The sequence below is a fragment of the Paenibacillus glycanilyticus genome (genome assembly GCF_030161375.1).
In the GTDB taxonomy this organism is placed as follows: Bacteria; Bacillota; Bacilli; order Paenibacillales; family Paenibacillaceae; genus Pristimantibacillus; species Pristimantibacillus glycanilyticus_B.
Genome location: NZ_BSSQ01000001.1, coordinates 660,265 through 680,361 on the forward strand (window position 1 = coordinate 660,265; position 20,097 = coordinate 680,361).

A 20,097-nucleotide genomic window follows, 5' to 3' on the forward strand; every position below is an offset into this window, starting at 1 on the left:
GAGTTCCTTCTTTCCTACCCAAGCTTACTTGGCAGCACCCAAACGAATGCATACCGGGCTTGGCACTTCGAGTATGGTACCTTCCGATTGTATAAGTCCAGTCTCTTCATTCACGGAAAACAACACAATATTGCCCGTCTTCTGATTCGCAACAAGCAGCTGGCTGCCATCCGGCATCACCAGGAAATTACGCGGAGCATCCCCTTCGCAGGAAGCATTTTGCAGAAGCGTTAAGCTTCCGCTTGCTTGATCTACCGAAAATACGGCAATGCTGTTATGTCCGCGGTTCGAACTGTACAAGTAACGGCCCGACGGCGACAGGTGAATATCCGCCGCGTCGTTATATCCGGTGAATCCTGCCGGCAAAGCGGATACCGTGTTAACCGGCGTCAGCTCGCCTTGATCGGAGACGTTTAACAACGTAACCGTAGAATCCAGCTCATTCATAACGTAAGCAGCCGGCAAGGTTGGGTGGAATACAAGATGGCGAGGGCCGGCACCGGCATGAAGCTTGCAAGAGCTTTGCTTCACAAGCCGCGTTCCCTCTTCAATTCTGAACGTATGGATGAGATCTGTTCCAAGATCGTTCACGTATGCATATTGGCCATTCACAACAATCGCATGAGCGTGAGGCGCATCCTGGCGCGCTTCATTTGAGCCAAGAGGAGCCTCCTCGCGGACAACCGAAGTGGCAGGCGCAATGGTACCGTCTTCATTAATCGGAAGCAGAGTTGCGTTGCCTCCCGAGTAGTTGGCTACAAGTACAGCTTTATTGGTCGAATCAACCGTTATGTAACAAGGGTCTGCGCCATGCGTCAGTTGGCGGTTCAGCTCCGTCAACGTTCCGCTTCCTGCTTCGATGGCATAAGAGACAACGGATCCTCCGATTTCTTCACCGGTTCTACCCGTTTCGCTTACGGCATACAGGTGACGACCTGCCGGATCAACGGCTAGATATGAAGCATTCTCAATGCGAGTCACTTCTTGTTTGACAGCAATCGTGCCTGCCGCACCGTCGAAATCGCATACATAAACCGTAGGCACGGCTTCCGCGCCATAAGTGCCAACGTATAAAACGCCAGCAAAAGTCTGCTTCTTGCTCATTTGCTCAACAACCTTTCTTCAGGTAGTGTACAGTAAAGTGAACATAGCACATGCCATTAGCCTTCACAATGGTTTTAGAAAAAAATATCTTTTCAAGCTCGAATTGCCATGATATAATGTAAGCGCTATCAAATCAGTAGTTCACATTTCTAAGGGGGAATCGGAATGATGAATACTACGCTGAGCGGCCGTAATGTCTACGAGGATTTCGAACTGGAATCGGATGTGCTTTATTTCAAACTTGGTACTCTTGGTTTAGTAAGCTTCCACGGCAGAAACTACAACATAAAGAAAAGACTGACTGCCGAACAGATCCAGCAGCTCACAGCAAATAGCAGCTTCTACCCGGTCAATACGAATTGCTACATTAATATCGGCAAAATCAAGTCCATTGCAGGCGGCATCGTATACTTTGGCTCGGAATATCATGAAACGAAGCAAGTACCGGTACCAAGAAGAAAACAATACGTGCTGCAGCAGCTGTTCACGCAACGCAAGATTAATAACGAGCTGCGCATCACGCCATAAGCTTTACATGTACAGACAACCGCCGTATTCCAACCATGGAATGCGGCGGTTGTCTGTTCAAGTCCATCCTGTTATTCTAATGAAAGGTTGATTATATGGAGGAGGAAAGATCAATGAGCACGCAAGGAAAAGCATTTGAAGAACAATATCAAGGCGAACCTGCCGTTTGGCTGCAATGGGGCTCCTATGAGGCTGCCGTACTGCCCGGAGTTGGCGCCAATCTGATCGCATTCCGCGATACAAGCAAAGGTTATCGTATTCTTCGCGAACCAGCCGAGCAAGAAATGGAAGCGTTTAAAGCAAACCCCGGCATCCACGGCATTCCGGTCTTATTCCCGCCTAACCGTTATGAAGACGGCCGTTTTGACTTTAACGGCAAAACGTACACGTTCCCGATCAACGAGCCTAAGACAGGCAACCATCTGCACGGGTTTGCCCATACGGCCGCGTGGGCGGTTGAAGATTATGGCGTAACCCAAACGGAAAGTTACGTGTCCCTGAAATTATCGGTAGACGAGAATCATGCCATCTACCAATACCTGCCGCATGCTTTTACGCTTCGTCTACGTTATGCGCTAAACGACACCGGTCTGCTCCAGCATATTTCCGTACATAATGAAGGCCAAGACGCCATGCCTTGCATGGTTGCTTTCCATACGGCGGTTAACGCACCGTTTGCTCCTAACAGCACGCCGGAAGATTGCTCCTTCACGATGACGATCGGCAAACGTTGGGAAATGAGCGAGCGTATGCTGCCAACCGGCAACTTCCTGCCGTTATCAGAAGGAGAGCAAGCGATTCAAACAACAGGCGTACCTACTTATTGGGAAGCGATGGACAACCATTATACGGCGGAACCGCGCAACGGCCGCAATCAGATGGTGCTGACAGACAGCCGCGAGCAAGTATCGCTCGTCTATGATGCGGGTACAGCCTTCAAGCAATGGATGGTTTGGAACAACAATGCGACTAAAGGCTTCTTCTGTCCGGAGCCGCAGCTTAATCTCGTAAATGCGCCCAACGTTAACCTGCCGGCCGATGAGATTGGACTTGTAAGCCTGGAGCCAGGCGGCATTTGGGAAAACTCGAGCCGCTTCTACCTGCGAGCAGCGAAATAATAAGCAAAGAGCAGCCCCGGAAATTCTCCGGAGCTGCTCTATTTGTTACTCCAATCTTTGCCCTACGCCAAGACGATCCGCAGCCTCGGCATAGTGGGCCGCTACCGCGACGTCAAATACCGCAAGCCCCATTGGGGTAAATAACGTTGGTCCATTGGATTGAATGATCCGATCGGCCGGAAGAGCAAGCGCTTCGGCGAGCGTCATCGTCCCCTCCTCCTGAAGGCCCGCATGCAGATGAAGGCGTTCCGTATCCGTATCCGCCCGGCATATTTCCTCCCAGCTGTCCACGATAACGGCGCCTACGTTGGCCAAGGCGTCCAGTTCGTAATCCCTCAGCGAAACATGCATCAGAATCGCATCCGGCTTAGCCGCCTCGTCAATATAACGCTCCGGCGCAGCCGTACAGGTAAACACAACATCCGCATCGCGGTATGCCTCTTGCCAGGAAGCGGCTTTTTCGACTGGAATAACAGCCGGTACGCCGCTCAGCCATTCCTCTACTTGAACTTCACGCCTGTCATAAGCAACGATTCGGCTAATCCGGTCACCCAGCAGACCATTCAGCATATGCACATGCATCCGACCGATTGGGCCCATGCCGATTAACGCTATGCGAAGCTTCTTTTCTCCGCCGGCAACAAGCTTCCTGAGCAGCGTTCCGCTAACAGCCGCGGTTCGGATGGCGCTAATGAGGCTGCCTAGAACGATGGCGTTAGGAACGCCGGTGTCCGGGTCATTCAGAATCGTTACGCTGTTTGCCCTTGGAATTCCGATCTCGATATTCCCCGGGAAGCTTGCAATCCACTTCAGACCCGCGACGCGCGCCGGACGGTTGACGTAGGCAGGCATCGCAATAATCCGGTTGCGCTCGTCTCCATACTTCAAATAAGGTTTGATCGGTTGCGCGCATTCTCCAGCGGCAAACGAAGCGACAGCATTTTCAATGAGAAGAGCTAATGCCGGCCAATCAATGCCGATCTGCTCCAAATCCCGCTCGTTCAAATAAATCATGGGTTATTCTTACCTCCTAAAAAGAGTTTGAACCTTAACGAACTCTAACGGCTTATTTATGCAACCCTGCCGCAAAGGCATCGCCAAATAACCGGGATACCCATGTATCGTCATATACGGTGTTCAAATAACGTTCTCCGCGGTCCGGCAGCAAGACGGCACAGGTCGAACCGGGAGGAATATTCGCGCTATATTTTTCTACCGCCGAGATCACTCCGCCCGAAGAGCCGCCGGCCAGTATCGATTCCGTACGGACCAGCTTCCTGCAGCCGGCAATACAATCGCGGTCATTCACTCTTACCACTTCATGTATGCCTTCATCCGGACAAAGCCCCGGCTTTATGCCCGCGCCAAGCCCGGGCAGCATGCGCGTAACCTTTCCCTTCTCCCCTCCAAAAATAATACTGCCTTCCGCGTCCACCGCAATCACTTTCGTGGAAAGACCGTTCGTTCGAATGTAGTCCACGCAGCCGCGAATCGTTCCGCAAGTACTAACGCCGCAAAACAAATAATCCAAATGCGGAAGATCGGCGGCCATCTCGGTCATCGTCGTCATTTGATGGGACAAGGCGTTATTTTTGTTGCCGTATTGGTTGGGCCAGAACGCGTCTGGTAATCTCTTCAGCCAGCGGCGCACGCGGGCGAGCCGTGCCGGAACAAATTCCCCCGTCTCCGGATCGGGCTTCTCGACCAGATCAATTCTCGCTCCATAAGCCCGAAGCACCCGCAAATTGGCTTCCGTTGTTTTCGGATCAACCACGCAAATAAATGTAAATCCCATCGTATTGCACAGCTGGGCCAGCCCTACGGCGAGATTGCCCGAGCTCGATTCCACGATAACGGAACCGGGTTTAATGCGGCCTTCCTCCAGCGCTGCCTGGAGCATCGCTCTCGCCGGCCTATCCTTCACGCTGCCGCCGGGATTATGCATTTCCAGCTTCGCATAAACATCGAAATCGGCATCCTTAAATAATCGCCCAAGCTTCACCATCGGGGTATTGCCAATCATGGCCGCTATATTGTCGTACACGCTCATCCATGTTCCCTGCCTTCGCTGCTTGGCTCCACAAACAGCTTTTTCTGTTTAATTGGTTTTCTCGTTCCCTCCGGCAAGGAAACATCCGTAACACCGCTCCCAAACAAGACGTCCATCTGCTCTAGGAGACCGCCGCGAATCATTGCGCCAATCGCCGGTATCGTGCTGTGCAGCTCATCGCGTACCGCAGCGCGTACTTCATCATTCAATTCGTCAATCGTCGCAATGCCGACCTGCAGCTTATTTCCGTTCACAAGCACTTTGACAACCGCTTGCCGTACATGTTTGAAGACCGCATTTTCTATATCGTAAATGCTGATTTTTTCCCCGTGCTTCAGCTCCGGCCCCACCCGCTTCACAATAGCCTCAAACGTTGTAACCGGCTTGCCGTGCACCACGTCAACCCGCAAATCCCTAACGACGTCGTAGGTAACGAATCGAAGCGCCGGGAACCGCCGCCGCACTAACGAAGTAAGCACAAGCAGCTGCTCCCCGTCCGGAAGCTCTACTTCCGGCAGACCAGCTTCGGCTGGTTCAACTCCTTCGGCCATAACGCCATCCATGACGACATAACGTTCAATCGACCGGTCATAATAGGCAATGGTTCCGATCTCGATGCTGCCCAGCGTATCCATGACATCCTGCTCGGCAATGCCAAGCCGCTCCGCGACCCGTTGTCTCCATGCAGGCGGTGCCGGTTCCCCTACGAGAAGCACGCATTTCAGCCCCCATTTGAAATCCGGCGGAGCAACGCGAAGCATGCCATCCATAAGAGAAGGCATCGTATACAGCACATCCGGTACATATTCCTTGATTCGAATCAAATGCGCAGCCGCAGGCAAGCCAAAAGGAACCGATTCGCATGCAAGACCAAGCTCCTCGAATATGGGGACCGCGGTTGCTTCCGCATGGCCTGTTCCCATGTCGCTAAGTGCCCGCGATACGTTATAGCCTTTCAGCAACTCTGCAAACATCTCTACCTTATACCGGATATACGCTTCTTCATCATTGGCATCATAATAGATGGCTTTCCGTTTGTTGCCGCTAGTCCCCGAAGTCCGATAGACATTCCAGTCCCGCGGAACCGTACTCTCATCACTCTCGTAATAGGGAAGCAATCTATCCTGCGTGAGCAGCGGAACTTCCTCCCATTTGAAGTCGCAAGAAGCCCCTGTCATTTGCTTATACCAAGGATATAGCTGTCTCACTTCCTCCCATTTGGCTTGGAGAGAAGACATATTCATAGTAATAGGCATGAAGCATCCTCCATTTCAGTCAGTCGATCATTCTACCATCCTATGCGCCCCAAAATAGTTTCGCCCCGTATTACGCCCACTCCCTGAAGAAAAGGCAAGCATATGTTATTTCTGTAAGACTATCATGACGGGAATTCGGAGGACGTACCTATGCAAAAAAGAAGAGGCGTATATAACAAATGGGCTAAACACGTTGTTCTTTACCGTAAAGCTTCCACTCGCAGTCATATTCCGCATACTCTCCTATTTAGCGAAAACTCTCTTAGAAAAATGCTCTCGCTCTATCAAATGGTCTATGTAAAACCTAACAGCGGCTCCCATGGCGTCGGAGTTATGCGCGTCGAACATAAGAACGGCATGTACGCCTATCAGCTTGGCGCAAAGAGATACAGCCGCCTGACCTGGAAGCAGTTAATCGTCTCCTTGAGAAACAAAATTCAAGGAACCAAGTATATCGTGCAACGGGGCATTCATTTAGCCAGATACAAACAGCGGATCTACGATCTGCGGGTCGAGCTGCAATTAAACGAACACCGGGAATGGCAAATTACCGGCATGCTTGCCCGGGTTGCCCAGCCTGGGATGGCGGTAACCAACGGCGCGCAAGGTGCCGAAATTTACACCTTTAACTCCGTCATTGCCTCTCACGGCGGGGCAGAGCTCATTCAGAGCATGACCGCGCAATTAAACAGCATCTGTATCGAATGCGCGCATATGCTCAAAGCCCGGTATCCTTTTCTTAATGAGCTGGGTTTTGATATTGCGCTCGACCACCAGATGCATCCCTGGATTCTTGAAGTTAATACAACCCCTGAATCAATCCCGTTCCGCAAATTGCCGAGCAAAGCGATGTATTATCGGATCATGCAGCTGAGACGGCTGAATGCCCGCAGATAATAAGAAAAACAAGCTAGAAACCGGAAAAATGAACAAGCCTTTTGAATAGCCTCTATAGTAGGTAATTGCTTACGGCAATTTTCTTTTCAGGAGGGGAGCAAAAAAACATGGCCATCGTTCAAATGGAGCAAATTACGAAGCATTTCCGCATGGGGGGCCAACGTTATACCGCCTTGCAGCACATTTCCTTGGAAGTGCAGCAAGGCGAGTTCGTGGCGATTCAGGGGCCGTCCGGCTCTGGAAAATCTACACTCATGAATATTATGGGCTGCTTGGACACTGCCGATAGCGGCACATATACGCTGGAAGGCAGACGGGTATCTGCAATGAGCGATAATCAATTGGCGGATGTAAGGAACAGGCGGATCGGATTTGTGTTTCAGAATTACAATCTGATCCCCAACTTGACGGCTTACGATAACGTGGAACTGCCTTTAATTTACCGGGGGGTACCGGGACATCAGAGGAAACAAGCGGTGCTGGAGACACTTGATGCCGTTGGGCTTCGCTCGCATCTCAATCACCGTCCGGCGGAATTATCCGGAGGCCAGCAACAAAGGGTTGCTATTGCGAGAGCGCTCTCAACGAATCCCTCCATCCTGCTCGCCGATGAACCTACGGGAGCACTTGATTCGCAAACGGGGAAAGAAATTATGATGCTGTTAACCAAGCTGCATGCCGAAGGCCGTACGATTATCCTCATTACGCATGATAAGGCGGTAGCCTCTTACGCAGATCGTATTCTATATATAAAAGATGGAGCAATCGCTTGAGCCAATAAGCCTCATAGCTTTTCCGCCGAACGCGGGAAGCCATGAGGCTTATTGGTATCTTACCTGCTCTAAAATTGACTTCTCGCGCGGGACAAGTTACTTTTAGAAGACTGGCAAGCAAGTCAAAGCAAGAAAGGGTTATTGAACAATGCAGCTTACACACGCTACTTTTGCCGGAGGATGCTTCTGGTGTATGGTTACGCCATTCGAAGAACTTCCTGGCATTCACGGAATTATATCCGGATATATGGGCGGCCATCTGGCTGATCCGACTTATGAAGAAGTTAAAAAAGGGACAACCGGGCATCTCGAAGTTGTCCAAATTACGTTCGATCCGGCGGTATTCCCCTATGAACGCCTGCTTGAACTGTATTGGCCTCAGATCGATCCAACCGATGCCGAAGGACAATTCCAGGATCGCGGGAGCCAATACGCCACCGCTATCTTCTTCCACAACGAGGAACAGCGGGAGCTTGCCCTTGCTTCTAAGCAGGAACTGGCGTCATCCGGTCGTTTCGACAAGCCGATCGTGACCGAAATCCGGGAAGCGGAGACGTTTTATCCGGCAGAAGACTACCATCAGGATTACCATAAAAAAAATCCGAAGCATTACAAGGAAGACCGTGCCCAATCCGGCCGCGATGAATTTATCGAGCAGAACTGGAAATAACTTCGCATGAACAAACAAACCCGCTTGGCATGCTGCCGCTCACAAGAGATACGGCAAGCCAAGCGGGTTTTATAGTTAGATAGGAATCAACGTCGTTTTTTGGACATGTCATCCAACTTGGTGCGTTCCTTCTCAAACTTCATAAACGGAACGCCCCAACCGCAGCTTTTTTGCACGGAGACAACGTCAATTTCGAATATTTGCCTTACGATTCTTTCTTCGAATCCGGAGAAATGCTCATTCAAGTTTGAGGAATACTCCTCTGTCCCTTTATCCAGCACCTTCCCCCGGCCATAAACCCTTAATATTAAAGGCTCGTCTTCAAAACTGCACCACATGAACGTAATCTTTTTATTCTGATTGAGATGGTTTGCCGTCTCGTTGCCGCTTCCGTAATAATCCAGATATAAAATTTTGGACTCGCCAAGTATTCGGAGCGTGTCGTAACCTTTGGGAGACACGCTGACTTCGCCTGCTTCCGACGGGGCTGTACCCACAAAGAAAAGATGCTGGTTGCAAATAAACTCCCTGATCTCCGGTGTAATGGTATCAAAAAAAGCGGCCATGGCGATCCTCTCCCCTGAAAATCTATAGTCCCTTTATAAGCTTGTAATTTATCTTAGCCAAGCTTTACGATCGTCCTGCCGCGCACCTGGCCTTGAAGAATGCGGGCAAGTTCACCCGGAAGTTGCTCTAGGCTGATTTCATTTACGATTGCGGTGCTCAGCATCGTTGGCTTCAAGTCTGTAGATAGGCGTTCCCACACCTTGCGGCGCAGCTCCATCGGGCACTCCACCGAATCGATGCCAAGCCAATTCACTCCTCTTAAGATGAACGGATAGACGGAAGTCTCAACCTCGATACCGCCGGTTAATCCGCTTGTTGCGACAGATCCGCCGTATTGAAGCGTGCTGAGCAGATAAGATAATGTTTTGCCTCCCACCGGATCCACAGCCGCGGCCCAGAGCGGACGCCGGATTGGCTTGCGCTCCGTTTCCGTCAGCTCATCCCGGTGAATGACGCGAGCGGCACCAAGTTCCTTCAGATAAGCTTCTTCGTTCATTCTTCCCGTGCTTGCCGTCACCTCGTAACCGCGTTTGGCAAGAATGTTAACGGCGACGCTGCCTACCCCGCCGCTGGCGCCGGCCACTACAACCGGACCTTTCTCCGGCGCAAGTCCATTGTCCTCCAGCCGCTGTACGGATAACGCTGCCGTAAAGCCCGCCGTGCCAAGAATCATGGCCTCGCGGAGAGTAAGTCCTTCCGGCAGAGGAACAACCCAACTTGCGGGAACGCGTGCCAGCTCGCTGTAACCTCCATCATGCGTCACGCCTAGTCCGTAACTCGTTACAATGACTTGGTCGCCCGGTTTATATCGGGGATCGCTTGATTCCGTCACGGTTCCGGACAGATCTATGCCGGGAATATGAGGGTAGCTTTGCACCATGCGTCCCAGGATCCCAACCAACCCGTCTTTATAGTTCACGCTGGAGTAGGCGACTTGCACAGTCACTTCTCCTTCCGGCAGGTCCGCAGCCGTCAAGTTTCTAATTGCGAGCTTCGGCTTCTCCGTCTCATTGCCGTCCGCTACTAATGCACGAAAGTTATCCATGTTGTACATCCACTCCTTCGGTTTTGTTACTTATTTTACTCCTGCACAATCCCAAGCGCAAAGCCGTCATAACCTTTGGCTCCAACCGTCTGAACAGCCGTTGCGCTTACTCTCGGTTCCTCCGAGAGCAGGTCCATAAAATTGCGTATCCCTTGAACGCGGGGATCCGTGCTGTGCTTGCTGATGACTTCTCCCTCGCGAACGACATTGTCTGCCATGATAACGGTACCCGGACGGGAAAATCGCAGCGCCCATTGCAGATAGAAGGGATTATTAGGTTTATCCGCATCTATAAAGATAAGATCAAATGGCGCTTCGCCTTCCTCTCTAAGCTTGGCTAACTGTTCCAACGCCTCTCCTACTCTTATTTCTACCTTGTGGCTGACCCCGGCCAGCGCCATGTTTTGCCGTGCGGTCTCCGCATGATGCGGGTCAAGCTCCAGGGTGATCAGCTTCCCGTTATCCGGAAGAGCCCTTGCCATCCAGACCGTGCTGTAGCCTCCCAATGTTCCGATCTCCAGAATCCGCGTTGCACCAATCATCCTTGCATACAGATTCAATAGTTTTCCTTGGTTTGGAGCAACGTCAATTGCTGGCAGATCAGCCTGCTTATTATTTTGCAGCACCTGCTCCATAATCGAATCCTGCTGGACTAAACGCTCCGACAAGTAATCGTCTACCTTTTCCCAAGTGTGCAGCGTACTCATGTTTACCACTTCTCCTCGCTTTGGGATAACTTCTACTTCCATCATAAGCGAGTTATAATGATAAAAATAATATATGTTTTTGCTTAACTTATACATTATATATATGAGTTTATTCTAAGTTGGAGGGGGAATCCCGTTTTGCTAAATCTGCATGCCTTACGGTTGTTCCATACGATTGCTTCAGTAGGAAGCGTAACCAAAGCGTCTGAATGGTTGAATATTAGCCAGCCGGCTATTACCGCGCAGATTAAGAAATTCGAGAAGGAATTGGGGCTTCCGCTGTTCAAACCTCAAGGAAGAGGAATCGCGCTTACCGATGCCGGCGAGGAGCTTGCCGTGCTAGCGAAGAGGTTATTTGCCGTGGAGCATCAGATCGAGCAGTTCGCCTCCAATTACGCAAGCGGCACGGTTGGCAGCATTAGGATGGCGGCTACCTATTTGCCCGCAAACTTCCTCATCCCGGCATGGATCGCTAAGTTTAAGCAGAAGTATAATCAGGTCGAGATGAACATTACAACGACCAACTCCAGCGGAGCCTTGCAGCAACTGCTGGATGTTGAGGTTGATATCGCAATATTTGGCGGAATAGCCGAGCGTTACCCGGAAACAATTCAGACGGAAGAGTTATTTGAGGATGAATTATGGTTTGTTGTCGCGCCGGGCCACCGCTATGCCAATCGGCAGGTCACATTATCCGAGATGATGAACGAACCGTTTGTCATGCGCGAAGAAGGAAGTTCGACGCGGGAACGGCTCTTTTCCTTGTGCCGCACGCACAACGCCTCCGTTCCGACCATTTCGCTGCAATTTAACGGGTTGCATGAAGCGATTACCGCCGTTATCGCAGGTTATGGAGCAAACTTTGTATCGTCGCTTGTCGTGCGCGAATACGTCGAGCGCGGCGAATTAGCACGCGTGTACGTGGAGGGCATCCATCTCAAGAATACGATTGCGATTTGTACCCGGCGCAACGAACCTCTTCCCGCTTCAGCCATGAATCTGGTGCGGATGATTAGGTCTCTGCCTACTCCCCCGCCCGGTCATACCTGATTAACCAGCAATCCCGGTATTCGCCTTCATGCCATTCATGCTTCTCTAGCAGCTTTACTTTCTTGAAGCCGGCTTTCTCATAGACATGCAACGCCCGCGAGTTCCAGGCTTGCGGGTCCATGACGATTGTCCTTGCTCCCCGCTCCTGCTCAAGATAACGGACAGTCTCCCGAATGAGCGCCGAACCAATCCCTTTGTTCCAATAGGAGGGCTCCCCAATAAACTGGTCCATGCCATAAATCTTGACGTCCTTCTCATCCGCGAGACCGTAAATCTTCCTCTCCTCGGCTTCAATCTCATAGAATTGCAAATAACCAATGTCGGTGCCGCCCGATTGAATAATACAACGCGTATTCTCATCCGGTTCCTGGTAGAAATGCTCTTGTACCATTGCCGCATCATGCGGCTTGTCCCTGCCGCCGTAATAGGCCAGCACAACCGGATCGCTGAGCCAGTGGACCAACCGCTTGGCATCCTCCGCTTCAAGTGTGCGAAGACTAATTTCTCCCTTATGAAAAAGAATCATCCGTTCACCCCATCGATAGAATTATTTGATCAAATGCTGCCTGTAAGACAGCGGAGCTACGCCCATGATTTGGCGGAAAATTTTACTGAAATACGAGGGATTCGCTATGCCTACGCGATAACCCACTTCTGATAAGGGCAATGTCGTTTTGCGCAGCAGCGCACAAGCATGGCGGATTCGCGTCGCCTGGGTATATGCAACGATGGTCGTGCCTGTCGATTCCTTGAACAGATGAGCGACATGATAAGGCGACAAATGAAGGCTGCTGGCCAGATCCTCCAGCCGGAACGGCTCCGCGTAATGCTTCTCGATCCAGCCGATAATGTCTTCGACGCGATGATTATGGTACTTGAGATAAGCCGATCCGCCATCCGGACTTTGCTTCAATTGATGTACAAGGCTGAGCAAAAAAACGCCCCTATTTTCCTCGAACTCCGTCTCTCCCATGCCGCCCATCGTTTGGCCAAACTGCTTAAGAAGAGCCGCAAACGGCTCGGTCTCCGCCATTGCGTTAACCGGATGCACATTTGCCTGCTGCAGCATCAAGCGCTGGAAGAAGCTCTTAAGGCTAGGGAAATCATTCAAATAGCCTTGCAGCACGGCCGGCTCGAATTGCAGCACGCTCCTAATAAAAGGTTCGTCCGACGTCACGTGCACTTGAATGCGGTGCATCTGGAATGGCGGGAATACAAGCAGCGTTTGAGGTTCAATCGAATAGGATTTCCCGTCTATGATGAGCAGTCCCTTGCCTTCATGCACATAAGTAAGCTCCATTTGGGAATGCGCGTGAAACACCTCTTGGAAAAATTCCGTTGACGTTCTGCGATATTCGTATTGGAACCAGTTCGCCCCTAGCAATTGTTTCTCCCCCTTTCTAAATAACCGCAAGATATAAACATTTTACCGCAAAATCAAGCGACAAAGCCGATCATTTTCCATATATTCTAGAAGCAATTCCAATAAAGGAGCTGTTTCTCGCTTGAATAAGACAGACGGCATGAATTATGCGCCGCAAGGCAAACCAAACCCCGTTGTAGCGCCAGGCGAATTCCGATTCGCTGCAATCGCATTGGATCACGGACATGTGTACGGCATGTGTAACGGGCTTATCGAAGCAGGCGGAGAGCTGGTTTACGTGTACGATCCAGATCCGGAGAAAGTAGCCAGATTCGTAGAGAAATACCCTGAGGCCATAGCGGCGGCTTCGGAAGAGGAGATTTTTGCGGATGCCCGCATTGGGCTTGTTGCTTCCGCGGCGATTACATCCGAGCGTTGTGCGCTTGGCCTTCGGGTTATGCGGGCGGGCAAGGACTATTTCACGGACAAAGCGCCGCTTACCACTCTGGAGCAACTCGCGGACGCCAAACGGGTTGCCGCCGAGACCGGCCGCAAATATATGGTTTATTACGGGGAAAGGCTGCATAACGAAGGCGCGTTGTTCGCCGGTCAGTTGATAGATCAAGGCGCGATTGGCCGAGTTGTGCAGGTTATGGGCTGGGGACCGCATCGGACGAATGCACAAGGAAGACCGGAATGGTTCTTCGAACGCGAGAAGTACGGTGGCATTATTTGCGATATCGGCAGCCATCAGATCGAACAGTTTCTGTCTTATACGGGAGCTAAGGATGCCAAGGTTGTACAATCCCGGATAGCCAACTACCACCATAAGCAATATCCGGAGCTTGAGGATTACGGCGATGTGATGCTGACGGGCGATAACGGGGCGGCGGCCTACTTCCGAGTGGACTGGCTGACGCCGGACGGATTGAGTACTTGGGGAGATGGCCGGACGCTGATCGTTGGAACAAACGGTTACATTGAGGTGCGCAAATACGTGGATCTCGCCCGCAGTTCCGAAGGGGATCAGGTGTATATGGCCAATCACGAGGGCGAGTATCATTTTTCCGTAAAAGGTCAGGTTGGCTTCCCGTTTTTCGGACAGCTTATTCTTGACTGCATCCACCGTACGGAGAATGCGATGACACAGGAGCATGCCTTCAAAGTTGCCGAGCTTAGCGTATTAGCCCAAAATCTTGCGGAACGCATGGAATAGGAGAGATTACAATGTTGAAAGTCGCCATTATTGGAGCCGGAGCCATTAGCAGAGCCCATATCGATTCTTATTTGAAATTTCCGGAGAGATGCCAGGTCGTTGCGGTTACCGACATCTATGTCGATAAAGCCGAGAAACGCATTGCGGAATGCGGGTTGACCAAAGCCCAAGCTTTTGCCGATTATACCGAGTTACTAGAGCTAGATATCGACCTTGTCTCCGTCTGCACGCCTCCTTATACCCATGCGGATATTGCCGTACAATTCCTCCGGGCGGGCAAACATGTCATGGTCGAAAAACCAATGGCCTCCTCGCTCGAAGAATGCGACGCGATGAACCGGGTAGCGGAGGAGAGCGGCAAGCTGCTCTCGATTGTGGCTCAGAATCGCTTCCGTACGCCGATGATGAAGCTGAAATCCGTTCTTGATAGTGGGCTGATTGGCCCTGTTGTTCACTCGCAGATCGACTCCTACTGGTGGCGCGGCCACTCTTACTACGATCTGTGGTGGCGCGGAACTTGGGAGAAGGAAGGCGGCGGCTGCACGCTTAACCATGCCGTCCACCATATCGACGCGCTGCTGTGGATGATGGGCCGGCCTACCGAATTGCAAGCTTTCATGAGCAATACGTCGCATGATAATGCGGAGGTTGAGGATATTTCGATCGCGATGCTGAAGTTCGCCGGTGGCGGACTTGGCCAGATTACGAGCTCCGTTGTCCATCACGGCGAAGAGCAGCAACTGATCTTCCAAGGCAAGGACGCCCGGATCTCCGCTCCGTGGAAGCTTGTCGCTTCCAGCTCGATGGACAATGGCTTCCCTACTCCGAATCAGGCTCTCGCATCGGAGATTCAAGCTTATTATGACAACCTTCCGGAGGTCGCCTATGAGGGACATGTCGGACAGATTGACAACGTATTGTCGGCTATCGAACGGGGTGAGCAGCTACTCATCGACGGGCATAGCGGCCGGGCAACGTTGGAGCTGATACTCGGCATCTATAAGTCGGCAAGCACCGGGGAAAAAGTCACGTTCCCGCTTGCTGCGGACGATCCGTTCTACACGCGCCAAGGCATTCAGGACAATGTTCCGCATTTCTACGAGAAAAGCGCCTCCGTCGAGAACTTCCAAGACCGGGCGATTACAACGGGAAGCAATTTGAAATAAAATAGTGGGGAGATGATCCCGTAGCGATCATCTTCCCCGAATAAATAAAGCCGTGAAAACCCAATTGGTCTTCACGGCTTTCCCTATTTATTATTGCTCGATCCGCAAAGTGACTACCGAAGCTGCCGGCAAGTTGAGGCTCAGCTTGCCATCTTCGATATTCGCTTCATAATAAGGCTTCACGCTAACGTTCGCCGGTTCCTCGAAAGAGTTAAACGCTTGAATTGTATCGGCGGCAAGCAGCTTGCCCGTGCAGGTAAAGCTGCCCTCCGCGCCGCGAAGCTCAAGGTTAATCTCCGATTGCTCGGATGGATGCAGGTTGTACAGGCTGACATGGATAACGCCGTCTTTCTTGGACGCGGTAACGCCTACTTGATCAAGCTCCTTGCCGTCGGCATTTACTTTGCCGAATTGACCATGGATGGCAAGCGCCTCCGCATCCTGATGGACGTTATACATTTCTAGCACATGGTACGTAGGCGTAAGTACGATTTTATCGCCTTCGGTCAGGACTACCGCTTGCAGCACATTGACCATTTGAGCGATGTTCGTCATTTGTACGCGATCGCAATGCTTATGGAAAATATGCAGGTTAATCGCTGCGACAAGCGCGTCGCGCATCGTATTCTGCTGATACAGGAAGCCCGGATTCGTGCCCGGTTCAACGTTAAACCAAGTCCCCCACTCGTCCACGATCAGGCCAACGCGTTTGTTCGGATCATAGCGGTCCATAACCGTACTGTGACGAGTAAGAAGCTCGTCCATATATTCGGCTTTCTTCATCGTAATAAACCAATCGTTCTCGTCAAATTCCGTTGCGGATCCTTTATCCGCCCAAGTGCCGGGAACCGTGTAATGATGCAAGCTCAGACCACTCATGAAGCGCTCCGCTTTGTTCATCAGCACGTCGGTCCAGCGGTAATCGTCGGAGCTTGCGCCGCCCGCGATTTTGTACAGCTTATTATCGCCGTATTGGCGAACGTACGTCTGGAAGTTGCGGTACAGGTCCGCATAATGCTCCGGAAGCATCTCGCCGCCGCAACCCCAGTTCTCGTTGCCCACGCCAAAATATTTCAGCTTCCATGGTTCTTCCCGGCCGTTCTGCCGGCGCAGATTCGCCATCGGGGAATCGCCGTCGAACGTCATATATTCCACCCATTCGGACATTTCCTGAATGGTTCCGCTGCCTACGTTGCCGCAAATATAAGGCTCGGCGTCAATCAGCTCGCATAGACGGAAAAACTCATGCGTGCCAAAATGGTTATTTTCCACCACGCCGCCCCAATGCGTATTGACCATTCTCTTGCGCGTTTCGCGAGGACCAATGCCGTCTTTCCAATGGTATTCATCGGCGAAGCAACCGCCCGGCCAGCGCAATACCGGAACCTTCAGGTTGCGGAGCGCTTCGATAACATCGTTGCGGATCCCGTCCGTGTTCGGAATTTCCGAATCTTCCCCTACCCACAAACCTTCATATATACATCTGCCAAGATGTTCGGCAAAATGACCGTAAATATTCTTATTAATCGTGCCAATCGACCAATCCGCATGTACTACTGCTTTATTCATCTCAATAAAAGCCTCCCAGAAAGAATAGAATGATTACACAACTTCCCATAATGACCGTGGATGCGGGCATCCTTTGTCCTTCAGCTTGGCTCGCACTTGAACCAGGCAACCGCAATGCATGCAGGTCGTGCCATACGACAGACTCGCGCAACTTCCGCAAGCATCCAGCCGTTTCGCGTACAAGGCATCGGACACGCAAACCTCAGGTTTCAATTTGGATAATAAACGCTGAATCTGCTCGTCCGTCACTCTGACGTCAGCCGAGCAGCCCTTGCAGCCATCCCGCTCCCTCTTACTGACAGATTCTGTGATTGTCATATTTGCATCAGCTCCCATCGCGGGCAGGACATTTTGTATTCCTCTACTATAGTTAGATTGTATGGGATTGAGAAAGCGCCTACAATTCACTATAATGAGAAAAAACTGACCTATCCTGCTTTTTTTGATGAAAAGGGGTTGTTGGCAATCATTCGCTTAGACAGCTGCGGCTACCGCTTTGTCCATCCAAACGGCATATCGATTATTCGGCCTCACGGTTCGGGGGATTATGCTTTTGTATTATTCAAGAAAAAATCAGAGGTAACGATAAGAGGAGAGCGCATCGTGGTGGACAGCGACTCGTTTGTGCTGTTCCAGCCGGATACGCCGCATTCCTATGCGCAGGTTGAGCTGCCATTCGTCAATGACTGGTTTCACTGCCAAGGGGATGAATTAATGCATCTGCTGGCCGAGCTTCGTTTCCCGCTCGATACTCCCGTCCCGGCCGTCGATCCGATGCTGATCTCCAGAAGCATTATGGAACTGCATCGGGTACAGAAGCAAGGCGGGCATTTGCGGGATCTCATTCTGGATACCGATATCCGGGCGCTTCTAATGAAGCTGAGTAATCTTCACGAACTCTCCCAGCATCCCGAGCGGCCGGGCCGTTACATCCGGCAGTTCTCGGAGCTTCGAGATGAGCTGTACAATACGCCACAAAGCCATGTAACCGTAGAGATGCTGGCTGAACGCGTTCACCTCAGCAAATCTTATTTCCAGCATCTCTATAAAGATATTTTCGGCTGTTCCGTCGTAACGGACATGATAAACGGCAGGCTGGAGCTGGCCAAATATCTGCTCAAGAACAGCACGCTCTCCGTATCGGCTATCGCGGCGAGCTGCGGATACGAGCATGAAACGCACTTCATGCGCCAGTTCAAGAAATTCGTGGGCATAACGCCAAGCCAATTCAAGGCCAGAACGTAAATTACATTTATAACTCCGCCTTCCGTTTGTACTCCGCCGGACCGCAGCCGTACCGCCTGCGGAACAAGGCGGCAAAATGGTTATAGCTTTGGAAGCCAACGCCAAAGGCGGCCTCCCCTGCCGTCCGTCCGGCCTGCAGCATAAGCAGAACTGCCTGCTCGAGACGCATATTGTTAAGCGTATCTACAATGGATCTGCCGGTCTCCGACTTGAACAGATGGGATAGCCGGGAGGCGGACAAGCCTACCCGTGCCGCCAGCTCGTTAATGGATAGCGGCTCCTGCATCTGCGCGGATAAAATCCTCATTACCTGGCTGACGCGGTAATCGAGCTTGTCCGCGAGCTGCCCAGCCATTAGCAGAATCAAGGCACTTAATTGATTGTCGCATAGCTCCTCCCAGAAGCCGCCTTGCGCCCTGGAATCATGAAGCAGCGATCGGAAAATCCGGAGTACCCTTCGCTGCAGCTCGCTGGAAGGCAGCGGGCAGAGCAGCACTTCCTCATCCGGCAGCAAGGACAGTTCCGGGAGCCGATTAAAGTGTGCCCACAAAAAGTTCCACGTTTCTCCTTTTACAGTGCCATACGTATGGGGAACCCTTTTGCGGAGCAGTATCAGTTCCCCTGCCTTGCATAATTTATCACCCGCTGGCGTCCGAAAAAAACCCTGACCCTCTAGCGTATAAACAAGCAACCAATCCTCTCTTCCCGCAGGCCGTACCATGCAATAGGAATCATTTTCGAGGAAATGCCCCGTAAAGATGCCGTTCTTCGATTCCTTCTCCACCATTTCCACCCCGCTCCGATTCATTACCCTAAGGGTAACGCCCCAGCCTCCATTCGTCCAGTACAATAGCAGAATCCAAGCAGTTATGAGCATGATTGCGACTTCAACCTTTTCCCTTAACACCCTACAATTAGAGACAAGAAGAAGCACACAACAAGGAGAGGGGCAATTCAATTGAACCAGTCGCTTAAAGTGCTCACCGCGGAGCAGATGAAGCAGTTCGAGACGGAAGGTTACGTAATCGTAAAAGGCGTGTGGAACAAGGAGGAAATTGAAGAAATTCGAGCGGAGTTTGATAAAATCAGCCTTACACCGGTTCCCGGCTATTTCGATCCGGTTCTGGACGGCGAGCAAGAGGATCCGCTGCGCCGTTACCCGCGCGTGATGCATCCGCACCGCTACAATGATCTGAGCAAGCATTACATGCTGCATCCCGCTGTTCTCGACATTATGCACGATCTGTACGGAGAAGAAGCGTTGGCTGCGCAAAGCATGTTCTACTACAAACCTCCGGGCTCCCGCGGTCAAGCGCTTCATCAAGATAATTTCTACCTGAAGGTAGAACCGGGCAACTGTATCGCGGCTTGGGCGGCGATCGACCGCTGCGACGAAGAGAACGGCTGCATGCTGCTTGTTCCGAAGACCAACACGTATGAGATCGTATGCCCGGAAGAGTCCGATTCGAACGAATCGTTCACCAACCATTACGTAAAGCCGCCAAAAGAAGAAAAACCAATTGCAGCCATCATGGAAGCAGGCGATATCCTCTTCTTCAACGGCAATCTGATCCATGGCTCTTACCGGAACAAAACAAAAGACCGCTTCCGCCGCGCGTTTATTTCCCACTACGCAAACAGCAGCGCGATGTCCATCTCGCATTGGTATAACCCGCTGTATAAGGCAGACGGTTCGGAGCTGTCGCTCGAAGCGAATCCGGACGGCGGGCCATGCGGCATCGAGACGCCGGCTTATCACTAAACATCGTAAAA

General features: G+C 51.5%; 22 protein-coding genes. 10 read left to right on the plus strand and 12 right to left on the minus strand.

The genetic code is table 11. From position 1 onward, the window contains the following. Nucleotides 1–24: 24 nt before the first annotated feature. Nucleotides 25–1,104, minus strand: coding sequence for a lactonase family protein (locus QQK89_RS02730; RefSeq protein WP_284236881.1), 1,080 nt, complete (start codon nucleotides 1,102–1,104; stop codon nucleotides 25–27). 165 nt (nucleotides 1,105–1,269) lie between these two features. Between QQK89_RS02730 and QQK89_RS02735 the strand changes: the two genes are divergently transcribed. Continuing rightward, nucleotides 1,270–1,632, plus strand: coding sequence for a LytTR family transcriptional regulator DNA-binding domain-containing protein (locus tag QQK89_RS02735; RefSeq protein ID WP_284236882.1), 363 nt, complete (start codon nucleotides 1,270–1,272; stop codon nucleotides 1,630–1,632). A 113-nt stretch (nucleotides 1,633–1,745) separates the two neighbouring features. Beyond that, nucleotides 1,746–2,750, plus strand: a complete 1,005-nt coding sequence (locus tag QQK89_RS02740) for an aldose 1-epimerase (RefSeq protein ID WP_284236883.1) — start codon at nucleotides 1,746–1,748, stop codon at nucleotides 2,748–2,750. Between the two features lie 45 nt (nucleotides 2,751–2,795). On the opposite strand, the gene sbnB is transcribed toward QQK89_RS02740, so the two are convergent. Genes sbnB through QQK89_RS02755 form a run of 3 tightly spaced genes read right to left on the minus strand, consistent with a single transcriptional unit; the run spans nucleotide 2,796 to nucleotide 6,056 of the window. After that, nucleotides 2,796–3,764, minus strand: a complete 969-nt coding sequence (gene sbnB / locus QQK89_RS02745) for a 2,3-diaminopropionate biosynthesis protein SbnB (protein ID WP_284236884.1) — start codon at nucleotides 3,762–3,764, stop codon at nucleotides 2,796–2,798. Between the two features lie 52 nt (nucleotides 3,765–3,816). Beyond that, on the minus strand, nucleotides 3,817–4,800 hold the full coding sequence (gene sbnA, locus QQK89_RS02750) for a 2,3-diaminopropionate biosynthesis protein SbnA (RefSeq protein WP_284236885.1): 984 nt from the start codon (nucleotides 4,798–4,800) through the stop codon (nucleotides 3,817–3,819). Beyond that, nucleotides 4,797–6,056, minus strand: coding sequence for a CoF synthetase (locus QQK89_RS02755; protein ID WP_284236886.1), 1,260 nt, complete (start codon nucleotides 6,054–6,056; stop codon nucleotides 4,797–4,799). The genes sbnA and QQK89_RS02755 overlap by 4 nt, the downstream gene beginning before the upstream one ends. Before the next feature lie 150 nt (nucleotides 6,057–6,206). On the opposite strand from QQK89_RS02755, the gene QQK89_RS02760 reads away from it, so the two are divergent. From QQK89_RS02760 to msrA, 3 genes are all read left to right on the plus strand, one after another. Continuing rightward, nucleotides 6,207–6,953, plus strand: coding sequence for a YheC/YheD family protein (locus QQK89_RS02760; protein WP_284236887.1), 747 nt, complete (start codon nucleotides 6,207–6,209; stop codon nucleotides 6,951–6,953). A 107-nt stretch (nucleotides 6,954–7,060) separates the two neighbouring features. Further along, on the plus strand, nucleotides 7,061–7,726 hold the full coding sequence (locus QQK89_RS02765; protein WP_284236888.1) for an ABC transporter ATP-binding protein: 666 nt from the start codon (nucleotides 7,061–7,063) through the stop codon (nucleotides 7,724–7,726). 148 nt (nucleotides 7,727–7,874) lie between these two features. Continuing rightward, on the plus strand, nucleotides 7,875–8,396 hold the full coding sequence (gene msrA, locus QQK89_RS02770; RefSeq protein ID WP_284236889.1) for a peptide-methionine (S)-S-oxide reductase MsrA: 522 nt from the start codon (nucleotides 7,875–7,877) through the stop codon (nucleotides 8,394–8,396). Between the two features lie 86 nt (nucleotides 8,397–8,482). On the opposite strand, the gene QQK89_RS02775 is transcribed toward msrA, so the two are convergent. Genes QQK89_RS02775 through QQK89_RS02785 form a run of 3 tightly spaced genes read right to left on the minus strand, consistent with a single transcriptional unit; the run spans nucleotide 8,483 to nucleotide 10,715 of the window. Continuing rightward, complete coding sequence (locus QQK89_RS02775) at nucleotides 8,483–8,962, minus strand: pyridoxamine 5'-phosphate oxidase family protein (RefSeq protein WP_284236890.1); 480 nt, start codon at nucleotides 8,960–8,962, stop codon at nucleotides 8,483–8,485. Between the two features lie 53 nt (nucleotides 8,963–9,015). Further along, on the minus strand, nucleotides 9,016–10,008 hold the full coding sequence (locus QQK89_RS02780) for an NADPH:quinone oxidoreductase family protein (RefSeq protein ID WP_284236891.1): 993 nt from the start codon (nucleotides 10,006–10,008) through the stop codon (nucleotides 9,016–9,018). Between the two features lie 35 nt (nucleotides 10,009–10,043). Next, nucleotides 10,044–10,715, minus strand: coding sequence for an O-methyltransferase (locus QQK89_RS02785; RefSeq protein ID WP_284236892.1), 672 nt, complete (start codon nucleotides 10,713–10,715; stop codon nucleotides 10,044–10,046). Nucleotides 10,716–10,853: 138 nt separating this feature from the next. Here QQK89_RS02785 and QQK89_RS02790 point away from each other — a divergent pair, with 138 nt between their 5' ends. Then, nucleotides 10,854–11,765: a LysR family transcriptional regulator gene (locus QQK89_RS02790; protein ID WP_284236893.1), complete on the plus strand. Its 912-nt coding sequence runs from the start codon at nucleotides 10,854–10,856 to the stop codon at nucleotides 11,763–11,765. Here QQK89_RS02790 and QQK89_RS02795 read toward each other — a convergent pair. Continuing rightward, nucleotides 11,740–12,291: a GNAT family N-acetyltransferase gene (locus tag QQK89_RS02795; protein WP_284236894.1), complete on the minus strand. Its 552-nt coding sequence runs from the start codon at nucleotides 12,289–12,291 to the stop codon at nucleotides 11,740–11,742. The two genes, QQK89_RS02790 and QQK89_RS02795, sit on opposite strands and share 26 nt — an antisense overlap. Nucleotides 12,292–12,312: 21 nt before the next feature. After that, nucleotides 12,313–13,149: an AraC family transcriptional regulator gene (locus QQK89_RS02800; protein WP_284236895.1), complete on the minus strand. Its 837-nt coding sequence runs from the start codon at nucleotides 13,147–13,149 to the stop codon at nucleotides 12,313–12,315. A gap of 121 nt (nucleotides 13,150–13,270) precedes the next feature. On the opposite strand from QQK89_RS02800, the gene QQK89_RS02805 reads away from it, so the two are divergent. Next, the gene (locus tag QQK89_RS02805) at nucleotides 13,271–14,344 is read left to right on the plus strand and encodes a Gfo/Idh/MocA family protein (RefSeq protein WP_284236896.1); all 1,074 of its coding nucleotides are present in this window, start codon (nucleotides 13,271–13,273) and stop codon (nucleotides 14,342–14,344) included. A gap of 11 nt (nucleotides 14,345–14,355) precedes the next feature. Then, complete coding sequence (locus QQK89_RS02810; RefSeq protein WP_284236897.1) at nucleotides 14,356–15,510, plus strand: Gfo/Idh/MocA family protein; 1,155 nt, start codon at nucleotides 14,356–14,358, stop codon at nucleotides 15,508–15,510. A 90-nt stretch (nucleotides 15,511–15,600) separates the two neighbouring features. Here QQK89_RS02810 and QQK89_RS02815 read toward each other — a convergent pair whose 3' ends face one another. Both QQK89_RS02815 and QQK89_RS02820 read right to left on the minus strand, forming a co-directional pair. Further along, nucleotides 15,601–17,079 (minus strand): alpha-N-arabinofuranosidase, encoded by a 1,479-nt coding sequence (locus tag QQK89_RS02815; RefSeq protein ID WP_284236898.1) that lies wholly within the window; start codon nucleotides 17,077–17,079, stop codon nucleotides 15,601–15,603. Nucleotides 17,080–17,112: 33 nt separating this feature from the next. Continuing rightward, a complete protein-coding gene (locus QQK89_RS02820) occupies nucleotides 17,113–17,397 on the minus strand; it encodes a DUF6171 family protein (RefSeq protein ID WP_284236899.1) in 285 nt (94 codons plus the stop codon). Nucleotides 17,398–17,538: 141 nt separating this feature from the next. Here QQK89_RS02820 and QQK89_RS02825 point away from each other — a divergent pair, with 141 nt between their 5' ends. Next, complete coding sequence (locus tag QQK89_RS02825) at nucleotides 17,539–18,324, plus strand: helix-turn-helix transcriptional regulator (protein ID WP_284236900.1); 786 nt, start codon at nucleotides 17,539–17,541, stop codon at nucleotides 18,322–18,324. A gap of 7 nt (nucleotides 18,325–18,331) precedes the next feature. Here the strand turns inward: QQK89_RS02825 and QQK89_RS02830 are convergent, their stop codons facing one another. Beyond that, the gene (locus QQK89_RS02830) at nucleotides 18,332–19,201 is read right to left on the minus strand and encodes an AraC family transcriptional regulator (RefSeq protein ID WP_284236901.1); all 870 of its coding nucleotides are present in this window, start codon (nucleotides 19,199–19,201) and stop codon (nucleotides 18,332–18,334) included. A gap of 81 nt (nucleotides 19,202–19,282) precedes the next feature. On the opposite strand from QQK89_RS02830, the gene QQK89_RS02835 reads away from it, so the two are divergent. Then, nucleotides 19,283–20,086, plus strand: coding sequence for a phytanoyl-CoA dioxygenase family protein (locus QQK89_RS02835; protein ID WP_284236902.1), 804 nt, complete (start codon nucleotides 19,283–19,285; stop codon nucleotides 20,084–20,086). The last annotated feature ends 11 nt before the right edge of the window (nucleotides 20,087–20,097 follow it).

Coding starts and splice junctions, on each gene's coding strand:
- QQK89_RS02730 (WP_284236881.1), bottom strand. CDS start 1,104: ATGAGCAAGAAGCAGACTTTTGCTGGCGTTTTATACGTTGGCACTTAT.
- QQK89_RS02735 (WP_284236882.1), top strand. CDS start 1,270: ATGATGAATACTACGCTGAGCGGCCGTAATGTCTACGAGGATTTCGAA.
- QQK89_RS02740 (WP_284236883.1), top strand. CDS start 1,746: ATGAGCACGCAAGGAAAAGCATTTGAAGAACAATATCAAGGCGAACCT.
- sbnB (WP_284236884.1), bottom strand. CDS start 3,764: ATGATTTATTTGAACGAGCGGGATTTGGAGCAGATCGGCATTGATTGG.
- sbnA (WP_284236885.1), bottom strand. CDS start 4,800: ATGAGCGTGTACGACAATATAGCGGCCATGATTGGCAATACCCCGATG.
- QQK89_RS02755 (WP_284236886.1), bottom strand. CDS start 6,056: ATGCCTATTACTATGAATATGTCTTCTCTCCAAGCCAAATGGGAGGAA.
- QQK89_RS02760 (WP_284236887.1), top strand. CDS start 6,207: ATGCAAAAAAGAAGAGGCGTATATAACAAATGGGCTAAACACGTTGTT.
- QQK89_RS02765 (WP_284236888.1), top strand. CDS start 7,061: ATGGCCATCGTTCAAATGGAGCAAATTACGAAGCATTTCCGCATGGGG.
- msrA (WP_284236889.1), top strand. CDS start 7,875: ATGCAGCTTACACACGCTACTTTTGCCGGAGGATGCTTCTGGTGTATG.
- QQK89_RS02775 (WP_284236890.1), bottom strand. CDS start 8,962: ATGGCCGCTTTTTTTGATACCATTACACCGGAGATCAGGGAGTTTATT.
- QQK89_RS02780 (WP_284236891.1), bottom strand. CDS start 10,008: ATGGATAACTTTCGTGCATTAGTAGCGGACGGCAATGAGACGGAGAAG.
- QQK89_RS02785 (WP_284236892.1), bottom strand. CDS start 10,715: ATGAGTACGCTGCACACTTGGGAAAAGGTAGACGATTACTTGTCGGAG.
- QQK89_RS02795 (WP_284236894.1), bottom strand. CDS start 12,291: ATGATTCTTTTTCATAAGGGAGAAATTAGTCTTCGCACACTTGAAGCG.
- QQK89_RS02810 (WP_284236897.1), top strand. CDS start 14,356: ATGTTGAAAGTCGCCATTATTGGAGCCGGAGCCATTAGCAGAGCCCAT.
- QQK89_RS02815 (WP_284236898.1), bottom strand. CDS start 17,079: ATGAATAAAGCAGTAGTACATGCGGATTGGTCGATTGGCACGATTAAT.
- QQK89_RS02820 (WP_284236899.1), bottom strand. CDS start 17,397: ATGACAATCACAGAATCTGTCAGTAAGAGGGAGCGGGATGGCTGCAAG.
- QQK89_RS02830 (WP_284236901.1), bottom strand. CDS start 19,201: ATGCTCATAACTGCTTGGATTCTGCTATTGTACTGGACGAATGGAGGC.